20 protein-coding genes are annotated in these 17,038 nt (G+C 47.7%); 16 read left to right on the forward strand and 4 right to left on the reverse strand.

Features of this window, described 5'->3' with window-relative positions; all coding sequences use genetic code 11:
• The first annotated feature begins 501 nt into the window (after window positions 1–501).
• The 3 genes from PSTEL_RS04840 (at window position 502) to PSTEL_RS04850 (ending at window position 2,078) form a co-directional block, all read left to right on the forward strand.
• Window positions 502–759 (forward strand): hypothetical protein, encoded by a 258-nt coding sequence (locus tag PSTEL_RS04840; RefSeq protein ID WP_038693855.1) that lies wholly within the window; start codon window positions 502–504, stop codon window positions 757–759.
• Window positions 760–770: 11 nt separating this feature from the next.
• Window positions 771–1,034 carry a hypothetical protein gene (locus PSTEL_RS04845; RefSeq protein ID WP_038693856.1) on the forward strand — a complete coding sequence of 88 codons (264 nt, stop codon included), beginning with the start codon at window positions 771–773 and terminating at the stop codon, window positions 1,032–1,034.
• A gap of 87 nt (window positions 1,035–1,121) precedes the next feature.
• Window positions 1,122–2,078, forward strand: coding sequence for a helix-turn-helix transcriptional regulator (locus tag PSTEL_RS04850; RefSeq protein ID WP_038693858.1), 957 nt, complete (start codon window positions 1,122–1,124; stop codon window positions 2,076–2,078).
• Between the two features lie 121 nt (window positions 2,079–2,199).
• Here PSTEL_RS04850 and PSTEL_RS04855 read toward each other — a convergent pair whose 3' ends face one another.
• Window positions 2,200–2,394, reverse strand: a complete 195-nt coding sequence (locus tag PSTEL_RS04855; protein WP_038693860.1) for a hypothetical protein — start codon at window positions 2,392–2,394, stop codon at window positions 2,200–2,202.
• Between the two features lie 115 nt (window positions 2,395–2,509).
• On the opposite strand from PSTEL_RS04855, the gene PSTEL_RS28900 reads away from it, so the two are divergent.
• A complete protein-coding gene (locus PSTEL_RS28900) occupies window positions 2,510–2,665 on the forward strand; it encodes a DUF3885 domain-containing protein (protein ID WP_084064712.1) in 156 nt (51 codons plus the stop codon).
• Window positions 2,666–2,776: 111 nt separating this feature from the next.
• On the opposite strand, the gene PSTEL_RS04860 is transcribed toward PSTEL_RS28900, so the two are convergent.
• On the reverse strand, window positions 2,777–3,253 hold the full coding sequence (locus PSTEL_RS04860; RefSeq protein WP_169744536.1) for a hypothetical protein: 477 nt from the start codon (window positions 3,251–3,253) through the stop codon (window positions 2,777–2,779).
• A gap of 29 nt (window positions 3,254–3,282) precedes the next feature.
• Window positions 3,283–3,699, reverse strand: coding sequence for a MerR family transcriptional regulator (locus tag PSTEL_RS04865; RefSeq protein WP_038693864.1), 417 nt, complete (start codon window positions 3,697–3,699; stop codon window positions 3,283–3,285).
• A 224-nt stretch (window positions 3,700–3,923) separates the two neighbouring features.
• Here PSTEL_RS04865 and PSTEL_RS04870 point away from each other — a divergent pair, with 224 nt between their 5' ends.
• From PSTEL_RS04870 to PSTEL_RS04920, 11 genes are all read left to right on the forward strand, one after another.
• On the forward strand, window positions 3,924–4,574 hold the full coding sequence (locus tag PSTEL_RS04870; RefSeq protein ID WP_038693866.1) for a pentapeptide repeat-containing protein: 651 nt from the start codon (window positions 3,924–3,926) through the stop codon (window positions 4,572–4,574).
• A 294-nt stretch (window positions 4,575–4,868) separates the two neighbouring features.
• Window positions 4,869–5,885 (forward strand): ABC transporter ATP-binding protein, encoded by a 1,017-nt coding sequence (locus PSTEL_RS04875; RefSeq protein ID WP_218917574.1) that lies wholly within the window; start codon window positions 4,869–4,871, stop codon window positions 5,883–5,885.
• Window positions 5,886–5,889: 4 nt separating this feature from the next.
• Window positions 5,890–6,690: an ABC transporter permease gene (locus tag PSTEL_RS04880; protein ID WP_038693868.1), complete on the forward strand. Its 801-nt coding sequence runs from the start codon at window positions 5,890–5,892 to the stop codon at window positions 6,688–6,690.
• A gap of 127 nt (window positions 6,691–6,817) precedes the next feature.
• Window positions 6,818–7,507, forward strand: coding sequence for an ABC transporter permease (locus PSTEL_RS04885; RefSeq protein WP_245625081.1), 690 nt, complete (start codon window positions 6,818–6,820; stop codon window positions 7,505–7,507).
• 160 nt (window positions 7,508–7,667) lie between these two features.
• Window positions 7,668–8,540 (forward strand): aminoglycoside 6-adenylyltransferase, encoded by an 873-nt coding sequence (locus PSTEL_RS04890; RefSeq protein ID WP_038693872.1) that lies wholly within the window; start codon window positions 7,668–7,670, stop codon window positions 8,538–8,540.
• A 400-nt stretch (window positions 8,541–8,940) separates the two neighbouring features.
• On the forward strand, window positions 8,941–9,690 hold the full coding sequence (locus PSTEL_RS04895; protein ID WP_156995783.1) for a hypothetical protein: 750 nt from the start codon (window positions 8,941–8,943) through the stop codon (window positions 9,688–9,690).
• Window positions 9,691–9,743: 53 nt separating this feature from the next.
• Window positions 9,744–10,706 (forward strand): helix-turn-helix transcriptional regulator, encoded by a 963-nt coding sequence (locus tag PSTEL_RS04900; protein WP_038693876.1) that lies wholly within the window; start codon window positions 9,744–9,746, stop codon window positions 10,704–10,706.
• 80 nt (window positions 10,707–10,786) lie between these two features.
• Complete coding sequence (locus PSTEL_RS04905) at window positions 10,787–11,413, forward strand: type 1 glutamine amidotransferase family protein (RefSeq protein WP_038693878.1); 627 nt, start codon at window positions 10,787–10,789, stop codon at window positions 11,411–11,413.
• A gap of 18 nt (window positions 11,414–11,431) precedes the next feature.
• Window positions 11,432–11,968: a VOC family protein gene (locus PSTEL_RS04910; RefSeq protein WP_038693879.1), complete on the forward strand. Its 537-nt coding sequence runs from the start codon at window positions 11,432–11,434 to the stop codon at window positions 11,966–11,968.
• Window positions 11,969–12,054: 86 nt separating this feature from the next.
• Window positions 12,055–12,759: a DNA alkylation repair protein gene (locus PSTEL_RS04915; RefSeq protein ID WP_038693881.1), complete on the forward strand. Its 705-nt coding sequence runs from the start codon at window positions 12,055–12,057 to the stop codon at window positions 12,757–12,759.
• A 186-nt stretch (window positions 12,760–12,945) separates the two neighbouring features.
• The gene (locus tag PSTEL_RS04920; protein WP_169744537.1) at window positions 12,946–13,230 is read left to right on the forward strand and encodes a hypothetical protein; all 285 of its coding nucleotides are present in this window, start codon (window positions 12,946–12,948) and stop codon (window positions 13,228–13,230) included.
• Window positions 13,231–13,374: 144 nt separating this feature from the next.
• Here the strand turns inward: PSTEL_RS04920 and PSTEL_RS04925 are convergent, their stop codons facing one another.
• The gene (locus PSTEL_RS04925) at window positions 13,375–14,871 is read right to left on the reverse strand and encodes an extracellular solute-binding protein (RefSeq protein ID WP_038693885.1); all 1,497 of its coding nucleotides are present in this window, start codon (window positions 14,869–14,871) and stop codon (window positions 13,375–13,377) included.
• An 82-nt stretch (window positions 14,872–14,953) separates the two neighbouring features.
• Here PSTEL_RS04925 and PSTEL_RS04930 point away from each other — a divergent pair, with 82 nt between their 5' ends.
• Entirely contained in the window at window positions 14,954–17,005 is a 2,052-nt protein-coding gene (locus PSTEL_RS04930; RefSeq protein ID WP_245625082.1) for an S-layer homology domain-containing protein, read from the forward strand.
• The last annotated feature ends 33 nt before the right edge of the window (window positions 17,006–17,038 follow it).

Genomic DNA, 17,038 nt, shown 5'->3' on the forward strand with positions numbered 1-17,038 from the left:
TCTTAACAGCGACGCTGAAAGCCTGATCGTCTGCCGCCCTAGTAATGTTCTTACTTGGCAGTATTGACTATTTCTCTACTAAGCAGTCATCAGGCACCCACTATAGCGACGAAGCTAATGTTTATCGCTGAGGCACCAGGGCGGTAATGTTAAGTGACGATAAACACTTCATAATCAATGGCGCTTAAGCCATCTTATATGTAAAGCTAACCCGAATATACACCCTAATACACTAATTGTTATCAATATGTAATTCAATGTAGTCTGATCCATCACAAAAACAATAAGAACATTAAGCAAATTCACATCTCCTTCTTGGGTTTTATATAAAGGTAAAAAAACGAACGGTCAATAACTAGTCAGCGAACATTTGTTTTCACGGAATTTTGAACCATGATAGCCCAAACACATGTTCACTGACACTCTGCATTCCTTTGCCTTTGGTACAGTATTCCTATCAAGCAGCCAAAGGAGAAATGAAGTATGAATTAGCATCCGGTGATGTTCTCACATGCCTGGAACCGTCCCTATCTGCCGACTGGAGGCGCGGGAAAAGTGTACCTGTATGTCCCTCTCGGAAAACAGATGCTGAAACAGCAGGCCGACCGCCTGTTGACCGCCGCGATCCATACGGATGACGAGGTTCTCCGCCAGGAGTCTGAGCGGCTGTATAGCCAGCTGAAGAACTTTGAATATAACAGCATCACACGAAAGCAGCTGCATGAGCAGAAGTACAGACAGATGAAGCGGAAGCGTTAGGAGGGATGATCTTGGACAGACGGAAAGCTTCGATAAACTGGAAGTCCATCATGACTCCAGCGTTCATGAAGAAACATACGGCTTACGATAACCTGATTGATTTCATGGCTTCCGGTGGGTTTGTGATCAAGAAGCTGGATGACGTGGCGGATTACGAAGGAGAGGCACTGGACCGCTTTATCTCCGGAAGCACCGGATTTAGCGGCTGGGGTGAAATGCTGAGCACGGCGGTAGGGGATTACTTGGAACAAACCTTTCGTTTTTACGACTTCTAATTTTCATCATCATAAAGGATGGAAGGATTTACCCCCTGGCAGTCGAATTAGGTAAAATATAACTGCCAAGACAAGGGGATTAAGGACATGATTGACAAGGTCATACGCATTTTCAAAATTGTCAATGCGATTCAGGCACATCCGGGCATCTCGGCTTCGGACCTCGCCCTGAAATGCGAAGTAGCCGTAAGAACCATATACCGGGACCTGGACGCGATCAGCCTGTTTGCCCCGATCACCAATGAGGGCCGGGGGACAGGCTACCGGTTTATGGGGAAGTTTTTTCTGTACCCGCTGAATTTCTCCGAACAGGAAGAAACTGTCTTCTCTCTGCTCCCCTCCGTGATCGACAAGGACAAGCTGCCGAAGGAATTTGAAACCGCCTATGATAAGGTGATGGCGACCCATTACCGCGAGAAATCTAGGCAGAACAGCATTGTGGAGAACATCGCGGATATTATTCAGATGGGTACGCCGGCCTACCGGCCGGAGAGTCCGAATTATTTGCAGCCGGTGATTCAGGCGATTCTCGATCATAAGACCATACAAGCGATTTACCATACCCAGTATCGGAACGAAACGACGGAGCGCAGGATCGACCCATACTATCTGGTCCCGCGTGACCAGCGCTTCTATTTAATCGGCTACTGCCACCTTAAGCAAGCAATCCGTACGTTCCGCATTAGCCGGTTCCAGCAGGTGAGCATAACGGGCGAGACCTTTGACAAGGGCGACTTCAACATCAAGCAGTATCTCAAGAATACCTGGTCCATCGACCGGGGAGAGAAGAATACCCGCTTTGTCGTCCGTTTCGGCCCGGAAGTGGCAAGGTACATCAGAGAGGAAGAATTGTTCGTGCATCCCCGGATGGTGGACGAGAAGGACGGAAGCCTTATCTTTGAAGTAACGATTAATAACGAGAAGGAGTTCCTGAAGTGGGTGCAGCAGTACGGACCGGACGCCGAAATTCTGGAGCCCCAAGCGGTAAGGGAACAGATGAAGCAGAAGCTGAGTCAGTGGGCAGGCATGTATAGCTGGTCATGAGTCAAAGCATACCTATTCAGGGATGAAGGGTGACCCGATTACCGGGATCAAATACAGCGGCGAATAATGGGTCCAAATCTACCAGGGAGCTATCAGCTTCCTGGTTCTTTTTTTGCCCTGGCTAGGATAGAAAAAAGAACTGCGGCCTCAGCAGATACGCCAGCGGATAGATACCGTCTCTTCGCGTAATCAGCGCCCTAAAGAAGGCAGTGGAGAGATCCGTGCTGTTATATACGTATTGGGGCTTCTCCAGATCTACAATGACAAAAGCATCCTCGCGGTCATTCAACCGGTAAATGCGATTGGAAGGATCCATCACTCTGTCCAGGTAATCGAATGTAACTATTTAAAACGCATGCATTGAAGAATCAAAAAGTTATCCGTAGTCTTAGCTGTAAAAATCTTCGAAATTATGATGACGAGGTCGATCGTTGGGAGTTTCCAGAAATACAATTTTTCATTTTTACGATAGTCGGGGATTAGATATTGTATCCAATTCCAAGGAAGCGCTAAAAGAACTTTATTTGAAACGAAATGAGTGGATACTGAATTACGACCGAGAGAGAATCGACTCAATATTTAATTAAATTGATTTAGGTGAACACTGCTGGCCATCTCAATTATTGTGTGGAACAACGGTAACTGCTCGAATCGTAACATCGGGGAACATTCAGACCCACTTCACCCCCAATCCAACTTCAGTAGTCAACACGATATTTCTTCTCTAAGTACGAAAATTCATTATCCCTTTTCTCCAGTATCCTTGGTCGAATTGATATAATATCTGTTCCTGCATCATAGGGTGGAGCGGTATTCCTTAACTCTTTGATTCGTTCGACAACTTGTTCGTCAATCTCAACCCTGTCCATTTCATCTTCTTCGACTATTTGAATCGAAATTTCTTGGCTTACCGTGGTCTCGGCTGTCAGTAAGCTTACTACGATTGTCATTTCGCCGCATTGAATGGCATCTTGGGTGAAGATTTCTACGATTACATCTTGGTCGGGGGCATCAACTACAATATGTTCTCGTTCATTCTCTACAAAACCATTGAGGTTATTCGAGCGGTAGATTCCTTTTGGTAGTCGTATTTGGATTTCCGACTTTTGGGGTTGAGTTTTCTCATCTTGAAGCAGCTGAATCCATAAATGATTCATTCCTTCTTCGTTCTCCATCTTTGACTTGGCTAACTTAATGTCAAGCATTACTCATTTTCACCCCTTAGTACTTCAGCTACGGAATCAATAACTCTTTGTTTTAACTCTGCAGAAATTCGAGGGCTAATCGTAATAATGACATCATCCGTTATCTTTAGAGTTTCGTTTTCTATAATTCGGCTAGGTTCATACAATGTTAATTGCTGACTTACTTTTTCGATGTCCTCCAGGGAAAGTTTTTTCAATGTTTCCTGAATGGAAGCCAATGTTTCTCCGGTTCTTGATAAGGTAATAATTGCACGAAAGTAATGGATGTGGTTATCTGTGTAAACCCTTTTGTTACCCACTAATTCAAGAGGCGGTACCATACCAATTTGAGTGTAGTACCTTACCGTTCGCAGATTCATGCGCGGGTCATCTTGCTGCAGAATTTCAGCTATTTGTTTGGCAGTATAGCTATTCATGGCACACCTCCAATTACACTCGACTGTATGTGTTACACTTTGCTGTATTGTTTACAGTTTACTGTAATGATATTCGTTTGGCAAGGGGTTGTTGCTCAGACTGAATACTGTGGTATGTTTTGCTTCCAAAGTAGAAGTGGTCATAATCATACTATATAATAAGAACTAATGTTCTAGTCGAAAGCAATTTTAACTCTAGGGAAAAGGAGAAGGGTATTACGCATATGAGTAAAAAAATGTTGAAAATAGAATCGCCTAAAATATTTCCAGAGGAACTACCTGTGCACATGCAACTCGATATGCTGCAGTCCAATGATTTTTTAGAAATGAAAATGTTTAAAAACTGTGTGATTGACAATCAAGTGGCTAATAAAGTTGCATTTGATAAAATCATTTTTAAAAATGTAACTTTTACAGAAACATCATTAACAAAGGTTGAACTTACAGATGTGATATTTGAAAAATGCGATTTATCTAATGTCGATTTTGGTGAAGCCATTATCCACAGAACAAAGTTTGAAGGATGCAAAATGGTTGGCATTAATTTAGCAGGTGTGACTCTGAGAAATGTTCTATTTGATAGTTGTATAGCCGATTATGCAACATTCAGATCTTCAAGTATAAAACAAGTTATCATTCAAGATAGTTCTTTGTGCAAGTCAGATTTTAGTTTTTCTAAATTACAAAAGTTTGAACTATACCGTTCTAAAATTGATTTGGCTCAACTGTCGGGTACAAAATTAGAAGGAATTGATTTAAGTGATTGTGATTTCAATGGATTAGGCGTAGGAGTGGAGGATTTGAAAGGTTGCATTATTTCTCGTGAGCAAGCCTACATATTTGTAAGTATGTTTGGTCTTATTCTGAACGAATAAACCTGCTTCCTGGAGAAGTCGCTTACTCACATAAATGTTAATATTTCTCTAACAAAGATTGACAACAAGGAAAATACTGTTATTATATTGATATATTACCCAATCTGATTTGAGATTGGAGCTGACCATGAATGTGGAGGCGGACTGCATGTAACAGTGCAGACCGCCTCTTTTTCGTCTCGCCGAAAGCTCTATAAGAATAGAATCGATGCGTACTGGATCAAGCAGTTAAACCTGTTCCTGAGTTACAGAAGAATTTTGCTGTTCACGGCAATAAGTTAGGAGGACGGATAATTGGCATCCTTAATAGTCGCGGACAACCTGACCAAAGAGTTTCGTCATGCGGTTAAAAAACCGGGTTTGACCGGCTCGATTCGCCATTTGCTGAATCCCGAGTATGAGAAGAAGACGGCAGTGGATCGCATTAGCTTCTCCATTGAACGAGGAGAGTCAGTCGCCTATGTGGGACCGAATGGGGCTGGTAAATCGACAACCATCAAAATGCTGACAGGCATTCTCGTACCGACCGGCGGACAGGTCCTTGTGGATGGAGTCATTCCCTATAAGAACCGGATCGAGAACGCCAGGAATATCGGTGCGGTCTTCGGGCAAAGAACACAGCTGTGGTGGGACTTGCCGGTGCTGGAATCCCTAACCCTGCTTAAGGAAATATATGAAATCCCCGACCGGGAATACAAGAAACGTATGGAGCTCTTTGAAGATATTCTTCATTTGGGAGAGTTCCTGCATCTTCCGGCGAGAAAAATATCCCTTGGGCAGAGGATGCGAGCCGATTTGGCCGCTTCGTTATTGCATAACCCCAAGGTGCTGTACCTGGATGAACCGACCATTGGTTTGGACGTTTCGGTTAAGGCGCGAATTCGCCAGTTTATCAGAGAAGTTAATAGAGAGAGCGGCACAACCATTTTATTGACCACGCATGATATGGAGGATATTGAGGATATTTGCAAAAGACTTCTGATTATTGACCGGGGCCGGGTTATCTTTGACGGCGAATTGCAGGCGGTAAAGGATGCTTTTGCCCAGGAAAGGACGATTCATTTTGAAGTCCGGGCTCCTCTGCATGTAGGAGAAGAAGAGCTAGCCGCTCAATTTCCGGGGGCAGTCCTGCATATTCCAAGTGAAGGAAGCGGCTTCTCCGTTCGGTTTAATCGTTTTTATTATTCAGCGGGCGATATTATCGACTTCGTGACGAAGCGAAATGAGATTGTCGATATCCATATTGATGAGCCAAGCATTGAGCTTGTAATCAGACAGATTTATGAAGTAATTCTAACCTTCAGAGGATAATCGTATGAAATCGAACAGAAAGTATCTGATTATTGGCAAGGTATCCCTTAAGAACGCTATGGCCTACCGGGGAACGTTCATTATCAGCATGATGGGCGGTTTCGTGCTCGTCATCTCCCAGTTCTATATCTGGAACGCCATTTACTCCAAGCATAGTGAAATAGGAGGGTATTCTTGGGACGAAATGAAGTCCTATCTGCTCATTATGTTCATTACCAACTCTTTGTTGTCCTGGTATTCGGAGATGGCGATCTCCCAGAAAATACTGGACGGCAGCGTGGCTATGGATTTGCTAAAACCGTTGGACTTCCAGAAAGCCCGCCTGGCCGAAACCGTTGGAGCAAGTATTTTTGAAAGTATATTGGGCACTTTAGTGGCTTCCGTCATCATTATTATTTTTGAAGGCATCACTTCCCCCACGAATCTTGCCACCTGGCTATTATTTGTATCAAGCCTGCTGATCTCCGCCTGGACTAAATTCGGCATCATATATATTGCGGGCTTATTCTGCTTCTGGACATCCAATCCATATGGAGTTGCCTGGGTACGGGCCGCCATAACCAATCTGCTGTCGGGGGCGCTCGTTCCGCTGTCCTTATTTCCGAAGTGGCTGGAGACCCTAACTGCGTATCTGCCATTCAGAGGGATTGTGTTCGTTCCCGCTACCATATTTCTGAATCGGATTAACGGGCAAGCAGCCGTCCAGGAAATCGCTGTGCAGTTCATTTGGGCGGTGTTGCTATGGCTTGCGGGCAGGGCGATCTGGAGCAGAGCGGTTCGGCAAATCACGATCTATGGAGGGTAAGGCGGGTATGAAGATAATTACCAAGTCGGTCAAATATATATCGCTGTATTTCAGATTTATGAAAGCGAATTTGATAGCGTTAATGGAATATCGGCTGGATATGTTGATTATGATCTTCTCATCCGCAATGACACACTTGCTGGGTCTTGTATTTCTCTGGGTTCTCTATCAAAGAGTTCCGGATATTAACGGCTGGGGATTTTGGGAAGTAATTGCGGTGTATGCTATGGTCTATTTTTCGGAAGGCATATCCTCTTTCCTGTTTGAAGGAAGCTGGCTGATGAATTCCCTGGTGAATAAAGGGCTGTTGGATAATTATCTGGTCCGGCCCTTGTCTCCAATTCTGCAAATACTCTCTTCACGAATCGGCGTAAACGGAATCGGCAACATTCTGATAGGATCGGTTATTCTTATACAGGCCGTCGGCCATATCTCCATGCACTGGTCGGTGTCAAAAGTCATAATGGCGATCGTCATGCTGGTTTCGGCCATTGTCATCAGATCATCCATTAAGCTGGCTTCCAATTCGTCTGTATTCTGGACCCAAAATCCCGGAAGCTCGTTTCCTTTTATGATCCATAGCATTGGCGAGTTCGCGAAGTATCCCATTTCCATTTACAGTGCGGTGATTCAAGGGGTTGTCACGTTTGTAGTCCCGTTTGCGTTCGTAAGCTTCTATCCCGCAGCCTATCTTTTTGATAAGGAGGCTTTTAAATACTGGGGGCTGATGACACCTCTGGTTACTGTATATTGCGCAGTCGGAGCTGCAACGATTTTTAATTATGGTCTCAAAAGATACGAAAGCGCAGGTAATTAAGGTCCGGAAGGCGGCAAAGGGGGGATAACAGGGACGGTTCAACGACTTATAGAAAGGGCTGAGAAGATCGTTTTTTTGTCATAAACTGTCAGGATCGAGCAATACTTTCCCGGAAAAATGCAGTACGATGACCCTATATTCCGGGAAGGGAAGAGTGCTTATGCATAAGGATCTGGTATCTGCGTTCGGTAAAGTTGTAGACATACTGAAGCGCGATGAGCGCTGCAAGGGCGGCTGGCATTACGGTTCGGCCACCAGGGGAGGGGAGGACGGATACTCGGATTTTGATCCCGTGTTTCTGGTGGAGGACCGGGATTTCGAAGCATTTGCGGCAGATGTGCCCAAGGTGCTGGCGGCTGCTGCCGACGAGCTGCTGGTATTCTGGGGAGAGAGCTTTAACGACGCCCATTTCAAAAATTACTGCAGCATTATGCGACTGGGAGAAAATCTGCACCAATTTGATTTTTTCATCATTAATGCCGGTTATCCGGAGGCCTGGATGTGCAGGCAGCACTGCAAAGGCTGTACCAGGGATCATATTATTTTCGACAGAACGGGAGAGGTGGGGGAGTTTCTCAGCCGGGGCTACCGCCCGGACAACAATATTCCCGATGCTGTAAGGGCTATGGATACATACTGGTTTCATACGGAAATGCTGATCAAGTACTTCAATCGGCGTGACTTGTTCAAGCTGATCAAAAATGTGGATGTGCTGTTCCATGCCCATGTGGATTTGCTCTTGAGCCGGTATGACAATCTGGATTGGGGCGCGTGGGAGAGCAGAGTGAAGCATTGTGTGCCGGAGGAGAAGCAGGAGCATCTGAAGGCGTATTTCGTCCCTGCGGAGTACGGGGAGCTGGAAGCTGCTATCCGCAAGGCGATGGTGCTGTTCCATGAGGATCCGGTGGATATTTGCCGGGAGCTGGGCATTGCCTATCCGGAATCCGTTCCCCGGCAGGTGATGGCTTATTTCGGACGGCGGCTGTCCGAGGACGATACGAGTCCGGATTCCGGCTGGAATGTGAGCGCTTAACGTATAACATTTCTGAGGGGCTAATGACGACCTGGCCTGCTGTAATGTGGTAAAATGAGCGCAGAAACAGTGTACAATGCTCGGAGAGCCGTGCGCTAACACGCGGCTCTCCGAGCAATAGCCGCTTTTTAAGAGCGGCGGCTTATATGGCAGCCCTTGAGAAATAGACCGTTATTTATGCTTGTCCAGGGCGGTCTATTTCCTTCAGAGGTAACTCAGCAGGACCAGAATGAACATTCCAAAGGGAGTGGGAATATCGGACAGCGAGCGAATTTAATTATCGTTAGAAATAAATCGTACGAGTTGTATTACAGCCATTGGTGTGCGAATACGCTGCCTACCGATTTATTCTGGGGAGAACAGTATGCCCTTAAATTTATCGAGATGCAGACTAAAGTTGATGAATCAGGATGGCTGGATGATGTCTGGGCAGAGGGCGGAGCAGTACTTGATTTGGTATGGATGGGACATCCAATGGGCTTATGAAGGGATAGCTGATTTGGCGGCATATGTCGGTTACCCTAAAGAGAAAGTACTAACAGGCTTCGATGATGATCTAAAAGATGCAAGTTTAGCACCTCCGGAAGAGAGAGACTTGGTTAACACGGTGGCAAGCGTGAAGTTCTCTCAAAATGATTTGCTGCTGTTTCCGTTATATGGAGGAATTGACGTTTACCTAATGTATGGATCTGATTTGATTGACAAGATTGATAAATCCTATGGGTACAGAAATATTTCCCTGGATGAATGGTCTGCGGATTTCCCTGTGGGAGGCTTCCATATTGATATCCCCGCGAGAAGATTAGAGTTTTGGCATGCCAATGATATTCCGAACATCTCTTATGAGCTTCAATCCAAATGGTCCGGCTGGGAAGTCATCGGTCATTACAGTAATTATGAGGCACAATGTAGAAGCACTACTGGACTGCTGCAGTTCCAGAACGTCAATCAGGATCAATTATTGGAAGCATTGAAGGCTTCGCTGTTAAAGGAGTCGTCGAATCCATTGGATGCGGTGGCATACTTTGTGAAAAAAGAGGCAGATGCGGGCAGAAAGGTTGAGATCAACCCGCACGCCTTGAGGTATGATCGATATGAATTACCCAAGAATGTCAGGGAAGAGATTCTGGAATATGCTATAGGGAATTAATAGTTAACCTGCTCCTCCCCATGATCGTGCGGAAGGATTGAGAAGGGGGACATATGCCCAAAAACGATAATATGCTGGCTATCCTGTGGATGCTGAATTCAGGCGCAAAGGTGACCGCCAAAGAGATCGCTGAAAAGCTGGAAATCAATATAAGGACGGTATATCGGTATATCGACGCACTTTGTTCCAGCGGGGTGCCGATCATATCCGATGCAGGCCATAATGGCGGGTACAGCTTATTGCATCATTTTATCAGTGCGCCTTTGTTTTTTGATGTTGAGGAGCAAAAAGCGCTTCTTCATGCTGCTGTATTTGCAGAAGAAGCAGGCTATCCTTTTAGCGAGGCATTAAACAGAGCAACTGAAAAATTAAAAATGTATTCCAACCGGGAGCAGGAAGACACGCTCAATCGCCATTTAGCCGGTTTCGAAGTGATCAACCGTGATATTGCCCCTTCTGTTAAGACTACATTGGAAGAACTGGAGTGGGCTGTGGCTAACGAATGCTCTGTCGAGATTGAATACCACGCAAGCCATGCAGAGCGATCCGGGCCAAGAGTAGTTGATGCGTATGGCATGCTGTATTGGAACAATAAATGGTATACGGTTGGATTTTGCCATCTGCGGAATGAAATCAGAAGCTTTCGGGCTGAACGAATATTACAGATAAGGCGGTTGGAAATGAGGTTTAAACGGCCGGAAGCCTTTTCCGCCAGGGCGTTTTTTTTGCAGAGTCTTTTGCCTGAACCGGCAAGCAAGGATGAGCTGACTTCATTAATTATCAATGGCCGATCAGAGGCTTTGGACGATTTGTGCATTCATTGGTATTTAGGCCATCATCTGAAAGAGAGGACGACCAATCAGGCCGTATTTTTACTCGACGTAAGAGCCGTTCATGCTTATGTGCCTTATTTCCTCTTATCCTACGGAAAGGCCATTCAAGTCATTGAACCGCAGAGCATGAAGAAGAAGCTTGTTTCTTTGGCGGCGGAATTAATGGAATATTATCAAGTTTGATCGCTTCACTGACCGTAGTTGTCAGTGAAGCTTTTTTATAATAGGAACAAGTATCAATCCCAATGTTGGAGGCTAAGCGAATGAATCATACTGGATATCTCTATGTGTTCGATACGATGGCAGACTGGGAAGTGGGTTATTTAACCGCTGAACTGAACTCCGGAAGATGGTACAAGAAAGGATTGCCACCATCCCAAATAGTTACCGTGGGAATTGAAAAGATCCCTATTACTACAATGGGAGGTTTGACTCTATTACCGGATATTGAACTGCGTGAGTGCAGCTTTGAGAACGGAGATGCCTTGATCCTGCCGGGTGGAAATACGTGGGGGGAGGCGATGCATGAGCCTGTATTGAGAACGGTAGAGCAGTGTTTAAAGGATAATATTCTGGTGGCGGCCATTTGCGGAGCAACAATAGCGCTTGCCCAGAACGGATTGCTGGATTCAAGATGGCATACAAGCAATGACCTGGATTATCTTAAAAAGATATGTCCTGCTTATAACGGAGAAAGGTACTACAAGAAGGAATCTGCTGTAACGGATGGAAAGCTGGTAACGGCTTCCGGAGTTGCTCCTTTGGAATTTGCTCGGCATGTCTTGGAGGCTTTGGACGTATTTACGCCACAAACATTAAGCGCCTGGTTTAATCTGAATAAAACTCAAGAGCCTCAATATTTCAATGAGCTGATAAATTCAATCCAATGAAGACAAGGAGAGATCAAGATGACCGAAAGCAATAAATATACAGCAGTGACGGGTAAGTATACAAGGAATGGAATGCCTAACGGATTTACAACGATAACTCCATTCATCGTATTGAAGAATCCTGCTGAAGCAATAGAATTCTATAAGGCTGTTTTTAATGCAAGAGTTAGGGATATTACTGAATTTGTTGATGATAGCGGCAATCCAATCATTGTTCATGCTGAATTGGATTTCGGAAATGGCATTTTGCAGCTGGGAGCAGCGAATCCGTCGTATAAATTGGTCTTGCCGCCGACTGAGGACAATGCCTGTTATTCTTTGGCTATTTACGTTGAGAATGTTGATCAGGTATTTGAAAATGCAGTGGCAAGAGGGGCAAAAGTGAGAGAGCCGGTTAGCAACTTTGTGTCAGGTGATAGATACGCAAGTATTTTGGACCCTTTTGGAGTGAGATGGTCATTAATGACCCGGGTTGAGGATTTATCGGAAGAAGAAAGCAGTCAGAGAGTAAGAGAGTGGGCCAAGGGTTTAAGCGCGGCGGAACAATCACAGTAAGCTGAATTCCTTCGACTTCTGTATGTCTTGCAAATAATCATGTTAAAATAATAACAGCATGAAGGCAGAAGAAGGAGTGATCAGCTATGAATCTGGAAATGGTCATGCAGGAGCTTGAGGCTCTCAGCAAGGAACGGACCAAGAAAATTTACATCTCCAACGGCGCCCATGAACCACTCTTTGGCGTGGCTACCGGTCAAATGAAGCCCATCGCCAAGAGGATCAAGAAAGATCAGCTGTTGGCTGAGCAGCTATACCGCACGGGAAACTATGACGCTATGTATTTTGCAGGTGTAATTGCAGATCCGGAGGCTATGACCGAAGCGGATTTCGAGCGATGGATAGATGCGGCCTATTTTTATATGCTGTCCGATTTTGTGGTTGCCGTAACTTTGTCAGAGACCGATATTGCCCAAGAAGTTGCCGATAAATGGATCGCAAGCGGCGAAGAGCTGCGGATGTCAGCCGGCTGGAGCTGTTATTGCTGGCTTCTGGGGAATCGCCCGGACAATGAATTCTCCTTAAGCAAAATAGCCGATATGCTTGAACTTGCAGAACGAACGATTCATGAGTCTCCCGAACGGACGAAGTATGCGATGAATAATTTTATATATACAGTTGCGGTATCCTATTTGCCGCTCCATGATAAGGCGGTCGAGACCGCCAAGACAGTAGGCCCGGTAGAAATCCAGGGAGGGAAGAAAAGCAGTTTCCTGAATGCGTCCGATAATATTCGAAAGGCCGTTGATAGAGGGCAGCTTGGGTTCAAACGCAAACATGTAAGGTGTTAAAAGTTTGATTGAAGACGGTGCGCCGAATGTATGCCAGTGCCGCATGACTTGATGCCTGAACATAAGAAGATCGCCATTATCCTTGCCAAGCGGGCAGGATGATAGAGGCGATCTTTTTCGATTACCTGAACATTGATTGTTCCAGTTATTCCAAGTGTTTTATATTGGCCCTTAACGATTCTGCCCTTGTATGTGCTGATAACCGGGACTTCTGTTGTCGTAACGATGGTGACGATAGTTCGTTCGTCCGTGAAGCAGCTTCAGGATAATTTGTTATTGCTCCTGTCCCTTGTCGCGTTCGCGAGCAACTTCATGTGGTGGGGCATCTTCTTGATAACGGGAATCAAAACCGTCTATTATCCGTTCGATCTCATTGTATCGACGGGCTGCCTGGCATCCGTCTGGTTCGGACGTTATTTCCAGAAGCCAGCCCGAAGACATCGAGAACGGATTTCGAGCAGGTGCGAATGATTATGAGATGAAGCCGGTGGACGCGTTGGAATTAAGATCGCGAGTCCGGGCCGCGGGACTACCGTATCGTTTGTCGTATATACCAACAGCTAAAACATAGCTTACATGCCTGAGAGGCGAGGCGAGACTAGGCCGCATTAGAAATCATTTAGCGGACGTAGCTGTGTGCTGCCGATACCACTCATTGGCTTCCTGCAGCACCTCAGTTCCGCCGGTGGCCATAAACTCCTTGACGAAATCGTCGAACTTCTCCAAAGGCTGCTCGCCGGTGATGAAGGCGATATAGGCTTTGTCTCTCAGCTTGACGAGCTCGGGTCCATTCTTGACCAGAGAGGGAGTCGCGACCTCCAGGGCATTGTAGATGCCGTCCCGGTCGAGCCCCAGAGTCGATGCCCACTGCTCTCTGCGTTCTTCAGGCATCAAGGGCACGGTCATGCCGAGATCCGCGCCGATTGTATCCGGATAGCTGAACATTTTGTCATAAGGAGGCAGCAGGATAACATCCTTCTTCGACGGCTCCGCCCATATCCAGTGCTTCCCCTGAACCCCGTACTTCATGGAAGCTTCTTCATCCAGGTTAGGATTGGCGCTAACGTAATCAAGGATCTGCAGGATCGTCTCCAGCTTGCCCGGCTCTTTGGCGGCGTTCGCGCCGATCGCAGTGAAGCTCATCAGCATATCATAGGCTTTGGAGCCTCGCAGTCCCTCTGGTCCGGCGAAAGGCCGTCCGAACTCAACCCGGGCGTCCGGATTCTTGGCGGTTAATTCCTTCACATTAAAGGTGGCCTCTACCGGAGTCTCTTTGCTCTTCCTAGTGCTATCGTAAGTCCATGCAGTGTAATCCCCATCCTGAATCCAGTGATAATAATTGCCCATGGAGGTCATACCGATTCTTCCATTTATAAAGGAATGGGACAAATGCTTGTACCCGCCTTTATTCTCCCCGGTAACGAACTCCGGATCGATGACCCCATCCCGGTACCACTTGCGAAGATATTGCAGAGCTTTCTTCATTTCCGGCTGCAGCGCGCCGATAACCAGATTCTCGTCCTTCATCCCGAAGTAGAGCTGGTCGTCGAAGACGATCTGCCCGAATGCGCCGAAGACAACATTCATTCCTTCAAGAGATAAGCCATACGTATCTTTGATGCCGTTGCCGTCGGGATCATCATTGGCGAAGGCGTAGATGACTTTTTCAAAATCGGCCAGCGTCTGCGGCACTTGAAGACCGAGCTTATCCAGCCAGTCCATCCGATAGACGACCGGAATGCGATAAATATTGGTGGGATTGACAACCGGAATGCCGTAGTACTTCACGTCGATTTTGCCGTAATCCACATAGGCGGGCTCGTTCTCTCTAATGGCTGCCATAATATGGGGGGCGTACTTATTCAGCATGTCCTCGGGAACTTCGGATAGCAGGCCCTGCTGTTGATATTTCAGAAGATCCTGCGGCTGTCTGACCCGGAACAGATCGGGGATGACTCCCTGCGCCAGCTTCAGGTCCAGAAGCGATTCATATTTATTGTTCTCCAGATTCCAGACGTTAAGGTCAACGTTAAACTTATCCTCCAAATACCGCACCATCACCGCATCCTCCGGCACTGGCAGGTTCTGATGATACACGACAATCACCAGCATTCCGGCTGACGCCACCACAGTCAAGTACAACGATGGCAATGGCGAGAACAAAGGCGGCGATTCGAATTCCGAGCTGGGCAAAATGGTGGACCTGATCGGAAAAGTCCGGGGCAACTATGCCTCAACGACTCCGGCCAAAAATTATTACAACTATATGCGTCCGTTCCGCTGGCTGGATACCTCTGTTATTGTGCCTGCTCTGGTTCCTGCAATCAGCACTACTCCTGAGACGGACGGCGGCTTCCCGAGCGGACATACGAATGCTTCGTATCTCGCTGCGCTGTCTCTTGCCTATGCAGTGCCCGAACGCTTCCAGGAGCTGCTGACCCGGGCTTCGGAAATGGGGAACAACCGGATCGTAGCCGGTATGCATTCGCCTCTTGATGTCATGGGCGGACGGGTCATGGCAACCGCTCTGGCCGCAGCAACCCTGGCTGATCCGGATAACGCACAGCTTAAGCAGGACGCATATAACCAGGCCCATGATGTCCTGCTGAAGCAGACCGGTACGGCGGAAGACCGTTTCAGCGATTATCAAAAGAATAAAGCGCAATATGTCCAGCGGCTGACTTACGGATTCCCGCAGATCAATTCTACGGCTAAGCCTATGGCTGTCCCTAAGGGCGCCGAAGTTCTGCTGGAGACCCGGCAGCCGTATTTGAGCGCCGAACAGCGCCGTGCGGTTCTGGCTACGACCGGGCTTCCGTCCGGCTACCCGCTGCTGGATGACCCGGAAGGATGGGGACGGCTGAATCTGTTTGCCGCAGCGGACGGCTATGGCGCATTTGGCAGCGATGTAACGGTGACGATGGATGCCGGCAAAGGCGGCTTTAACGCGTCGGACCGCTGGCGGAACGACATCTCCGGCACCGGCAAGCTGACGAAGGAAGGCACCGGCACCCTGAAGCTCCAGGGCAGCAACACGTATTCCGGCGGCACCGCGGTGGGCGGCGGCACACTTGAAGGCGACTCGGCAACAGCTTTCGGAAGCGGCGATGTGGTGAATACCGGCGGCTCCGTAGTAGAGAATGTGTATGGCAAAATGACCATTGGCGGCAGCTTCACGCAGTCTCCGAGCGGAACGCTGGAGCTTAACCTTACCGGCGCCAATGACGTGCTTGAAATTAAAGGCGCTGTGAATCCGAACGGGAAGCTGCATGTGAATTTTGCCAATAACTATGTGCCCGGCACCGGTCTGCTTCCGCTTGTGACCTATGGCGCCAATCAGCTGAGCGGGGCGTTCGCCTCTGTCCAGGTTGACGGGCTGCCGAGCAAGTACAGCACCCAGGTGATCTATCAGAACAATCAGATCGTACTGTCCATCACCGACACGACAAGCACTGGCGGCAATTCAAACACAGGCGGTTCAAGTAATTCAAGCGGTTCGAGCTCTTCCACAGGCGGAACATCAAGCGGCAGCACGACTCCTACGGCTGCGACTTTAGCGGCTCCAACCGAACAGCAGGGCCAGCAAGAGCCGGCGGCCGGAGTGAATCCGTTCCAATCGAATGTAGTCAGCCGGGAAACGGTTCTGAAGACGGTCAGCGACTCGATTGCCGCAACGAAGAACGTGAACAGAACGTTCAGCGATACCGCCAGTCATTGGGGCGGCAGTATGATTGCGGCAGCCGTGAAGCTGCGGATTGTCGACGGCTATAAGGACGGTACGTTCCGTCCGGATGCGCCTGTTACCAGAGCGGAATTTGCAGCCATGATCGCCCGTGCCTTCGGCCTGACCGAAAGCGCCGGTTCGGCTGCATTCCAGGATACACGCTCGAACTGGGCCGCCGGTTATATAGGCGCACTGGCGGACAAGGGGGTTCTGTCCGGCTATGGCGACGGCAGCTTTAAGCCGAATGCGGCAATCTCCCGTGCCGAGATGGTGGCGATTATCGGACGCGTGTTGAATCTTGGCGTGATTTCGGAGGGCGCACCAGCCGGCTTCACCGATGTGGGCAGCGGGTACTGGTCTGCGGATGCGATCAAGCAGGCATCGTCGGCCAAGCTGATTCAAGGGGTATCTTCCTCTGCATTCGCTCCCCAGAATAAGGCGACCCGCGCTGAAGCCGTGACGCTCATTATCCGTGCTCTGGAGAGCGACAGCCAGGTCAAGGAGTTAATCGCAGGATTGTAAGAGCGAATTGAGCGATTGAACATCAGTGTGGGG

Source organism: Paenibacillus stellifer (assembly GCF_000758685.1).
Taxonomy (GTDB): domain Bacteria; phylum Bacillota; class Bacilli; order Paenibacillales; family Paenibacillaceae; genus Paenibacillus_AQ; species Paenibacillus_AQ stellifer.

Coding starts and splice junctions, on each gene's coding strand:
- PSTEL_RS04925 (WP_038693885.1), bottom strand. CDS start 14,871: ATGCTGGTGATTGTCGTGTATCATCAGAACCTGCCAGTGCCGGAGGAT.
- PSTEL_RS04885 (WP_245625081.1), top strand. CDS start 6,818: ATGACACACTTGCTGGGTCTTGTATTTCTCTGGGTTCTCTATCAAAGA.
- PSTEL_RS04855 (WP_038693860.1), bottom strand. CDS start 2,394: ATGGATCCTTCCAATCGCATTTACCGGTTGAATGACCGCGAGGATGCT.
- PSTEL_RS04900 (WP_038693876.1), top strand. CDS start 9,744: ATGCCCAAAAACGATAATATGCTGGCTATCCTGTGGATGCTGAATTCA.
- PSTEL_RS04890 (WP_038693872.1), top strand. CDS start 7,668: ATGCATAAGGATCTGGTATCTGCGTTCGGTAAAGTTGTAGACATACTG.
- PSTEL_RS04930 (WP_245625082.1), top strand. CDS start 14,954: ATGGTGGACCTGATCGGAAAAGTCCGGGGCAACTATGCCTCAACGACT.
- PSTEL_RS04865 (WP_038693864.1), bottom strand. CDS start 3,699: ATGAATAGCTATACTGCCAAACAAATAGCTGAAATTCTGCAGCAAGAT.
- PSTEL_RS04895 (WP_156995783.1), top strand. CDS start 8,941: ATGAATCAGGATGGCTGGATGATGTCTGGGCAGAGGGCGGAGCAGTAC.
- PSTEL_RS04905 (WP_038693878.1), top strand. CDS start 10,787: ATGAATCATACTGGATATCTCTATGTGTTCGATACGATGGCAGACTGG.
- PSTEL_RS04880 (WP_038693868.1), top strand. CDS start 5,890: ATGAAATCGAACAGAAAGTATCTGATTATTGGCAAGGTATCCCTTAAG.
- PSTEL_RS04840 (WP_038693855.1), top strand. CDS start 502: ATGTTCTCACATGCCTGGAACCGTCCCTATCTGCCGACTGGAGGCGCG.
- PSTEL_RS04850 (WP_038693858.1), top strand. CDS start 1,122: ATGATTGACAAGGTCATACGCATTTTCAAAATTGTCAATGCGATTCAG.
- PSTEL_RS04870 (WP_038693866.1), top strand. CDS start 3,924: ATGAGTAAAAAAATGTTGAAAATAGAATCGCCTAAAATATTTCCAGAG.
- PSTEL_RS04860 (WP_169744536.1), bottom strand. CDS start 3,253: ATGGAGAACGAAGAAGGAATGAATCATTTATGGATTCAGCTGCTTCAA.
- PSTEL_RS04915 (WP_038693881.1), top strand. CDS start 12,055: ATGAATCTGGAAATGGTCATGCAGGAGCTTGAGGCTCTCAGCAAGGAA.
- PSTEL_RS04910 (WP_038693879.1), top strand. CDS start 11,432: ATGACCGAAAGCAATAAATATACAGCAGTGACGGGTAAGTATACAAGG.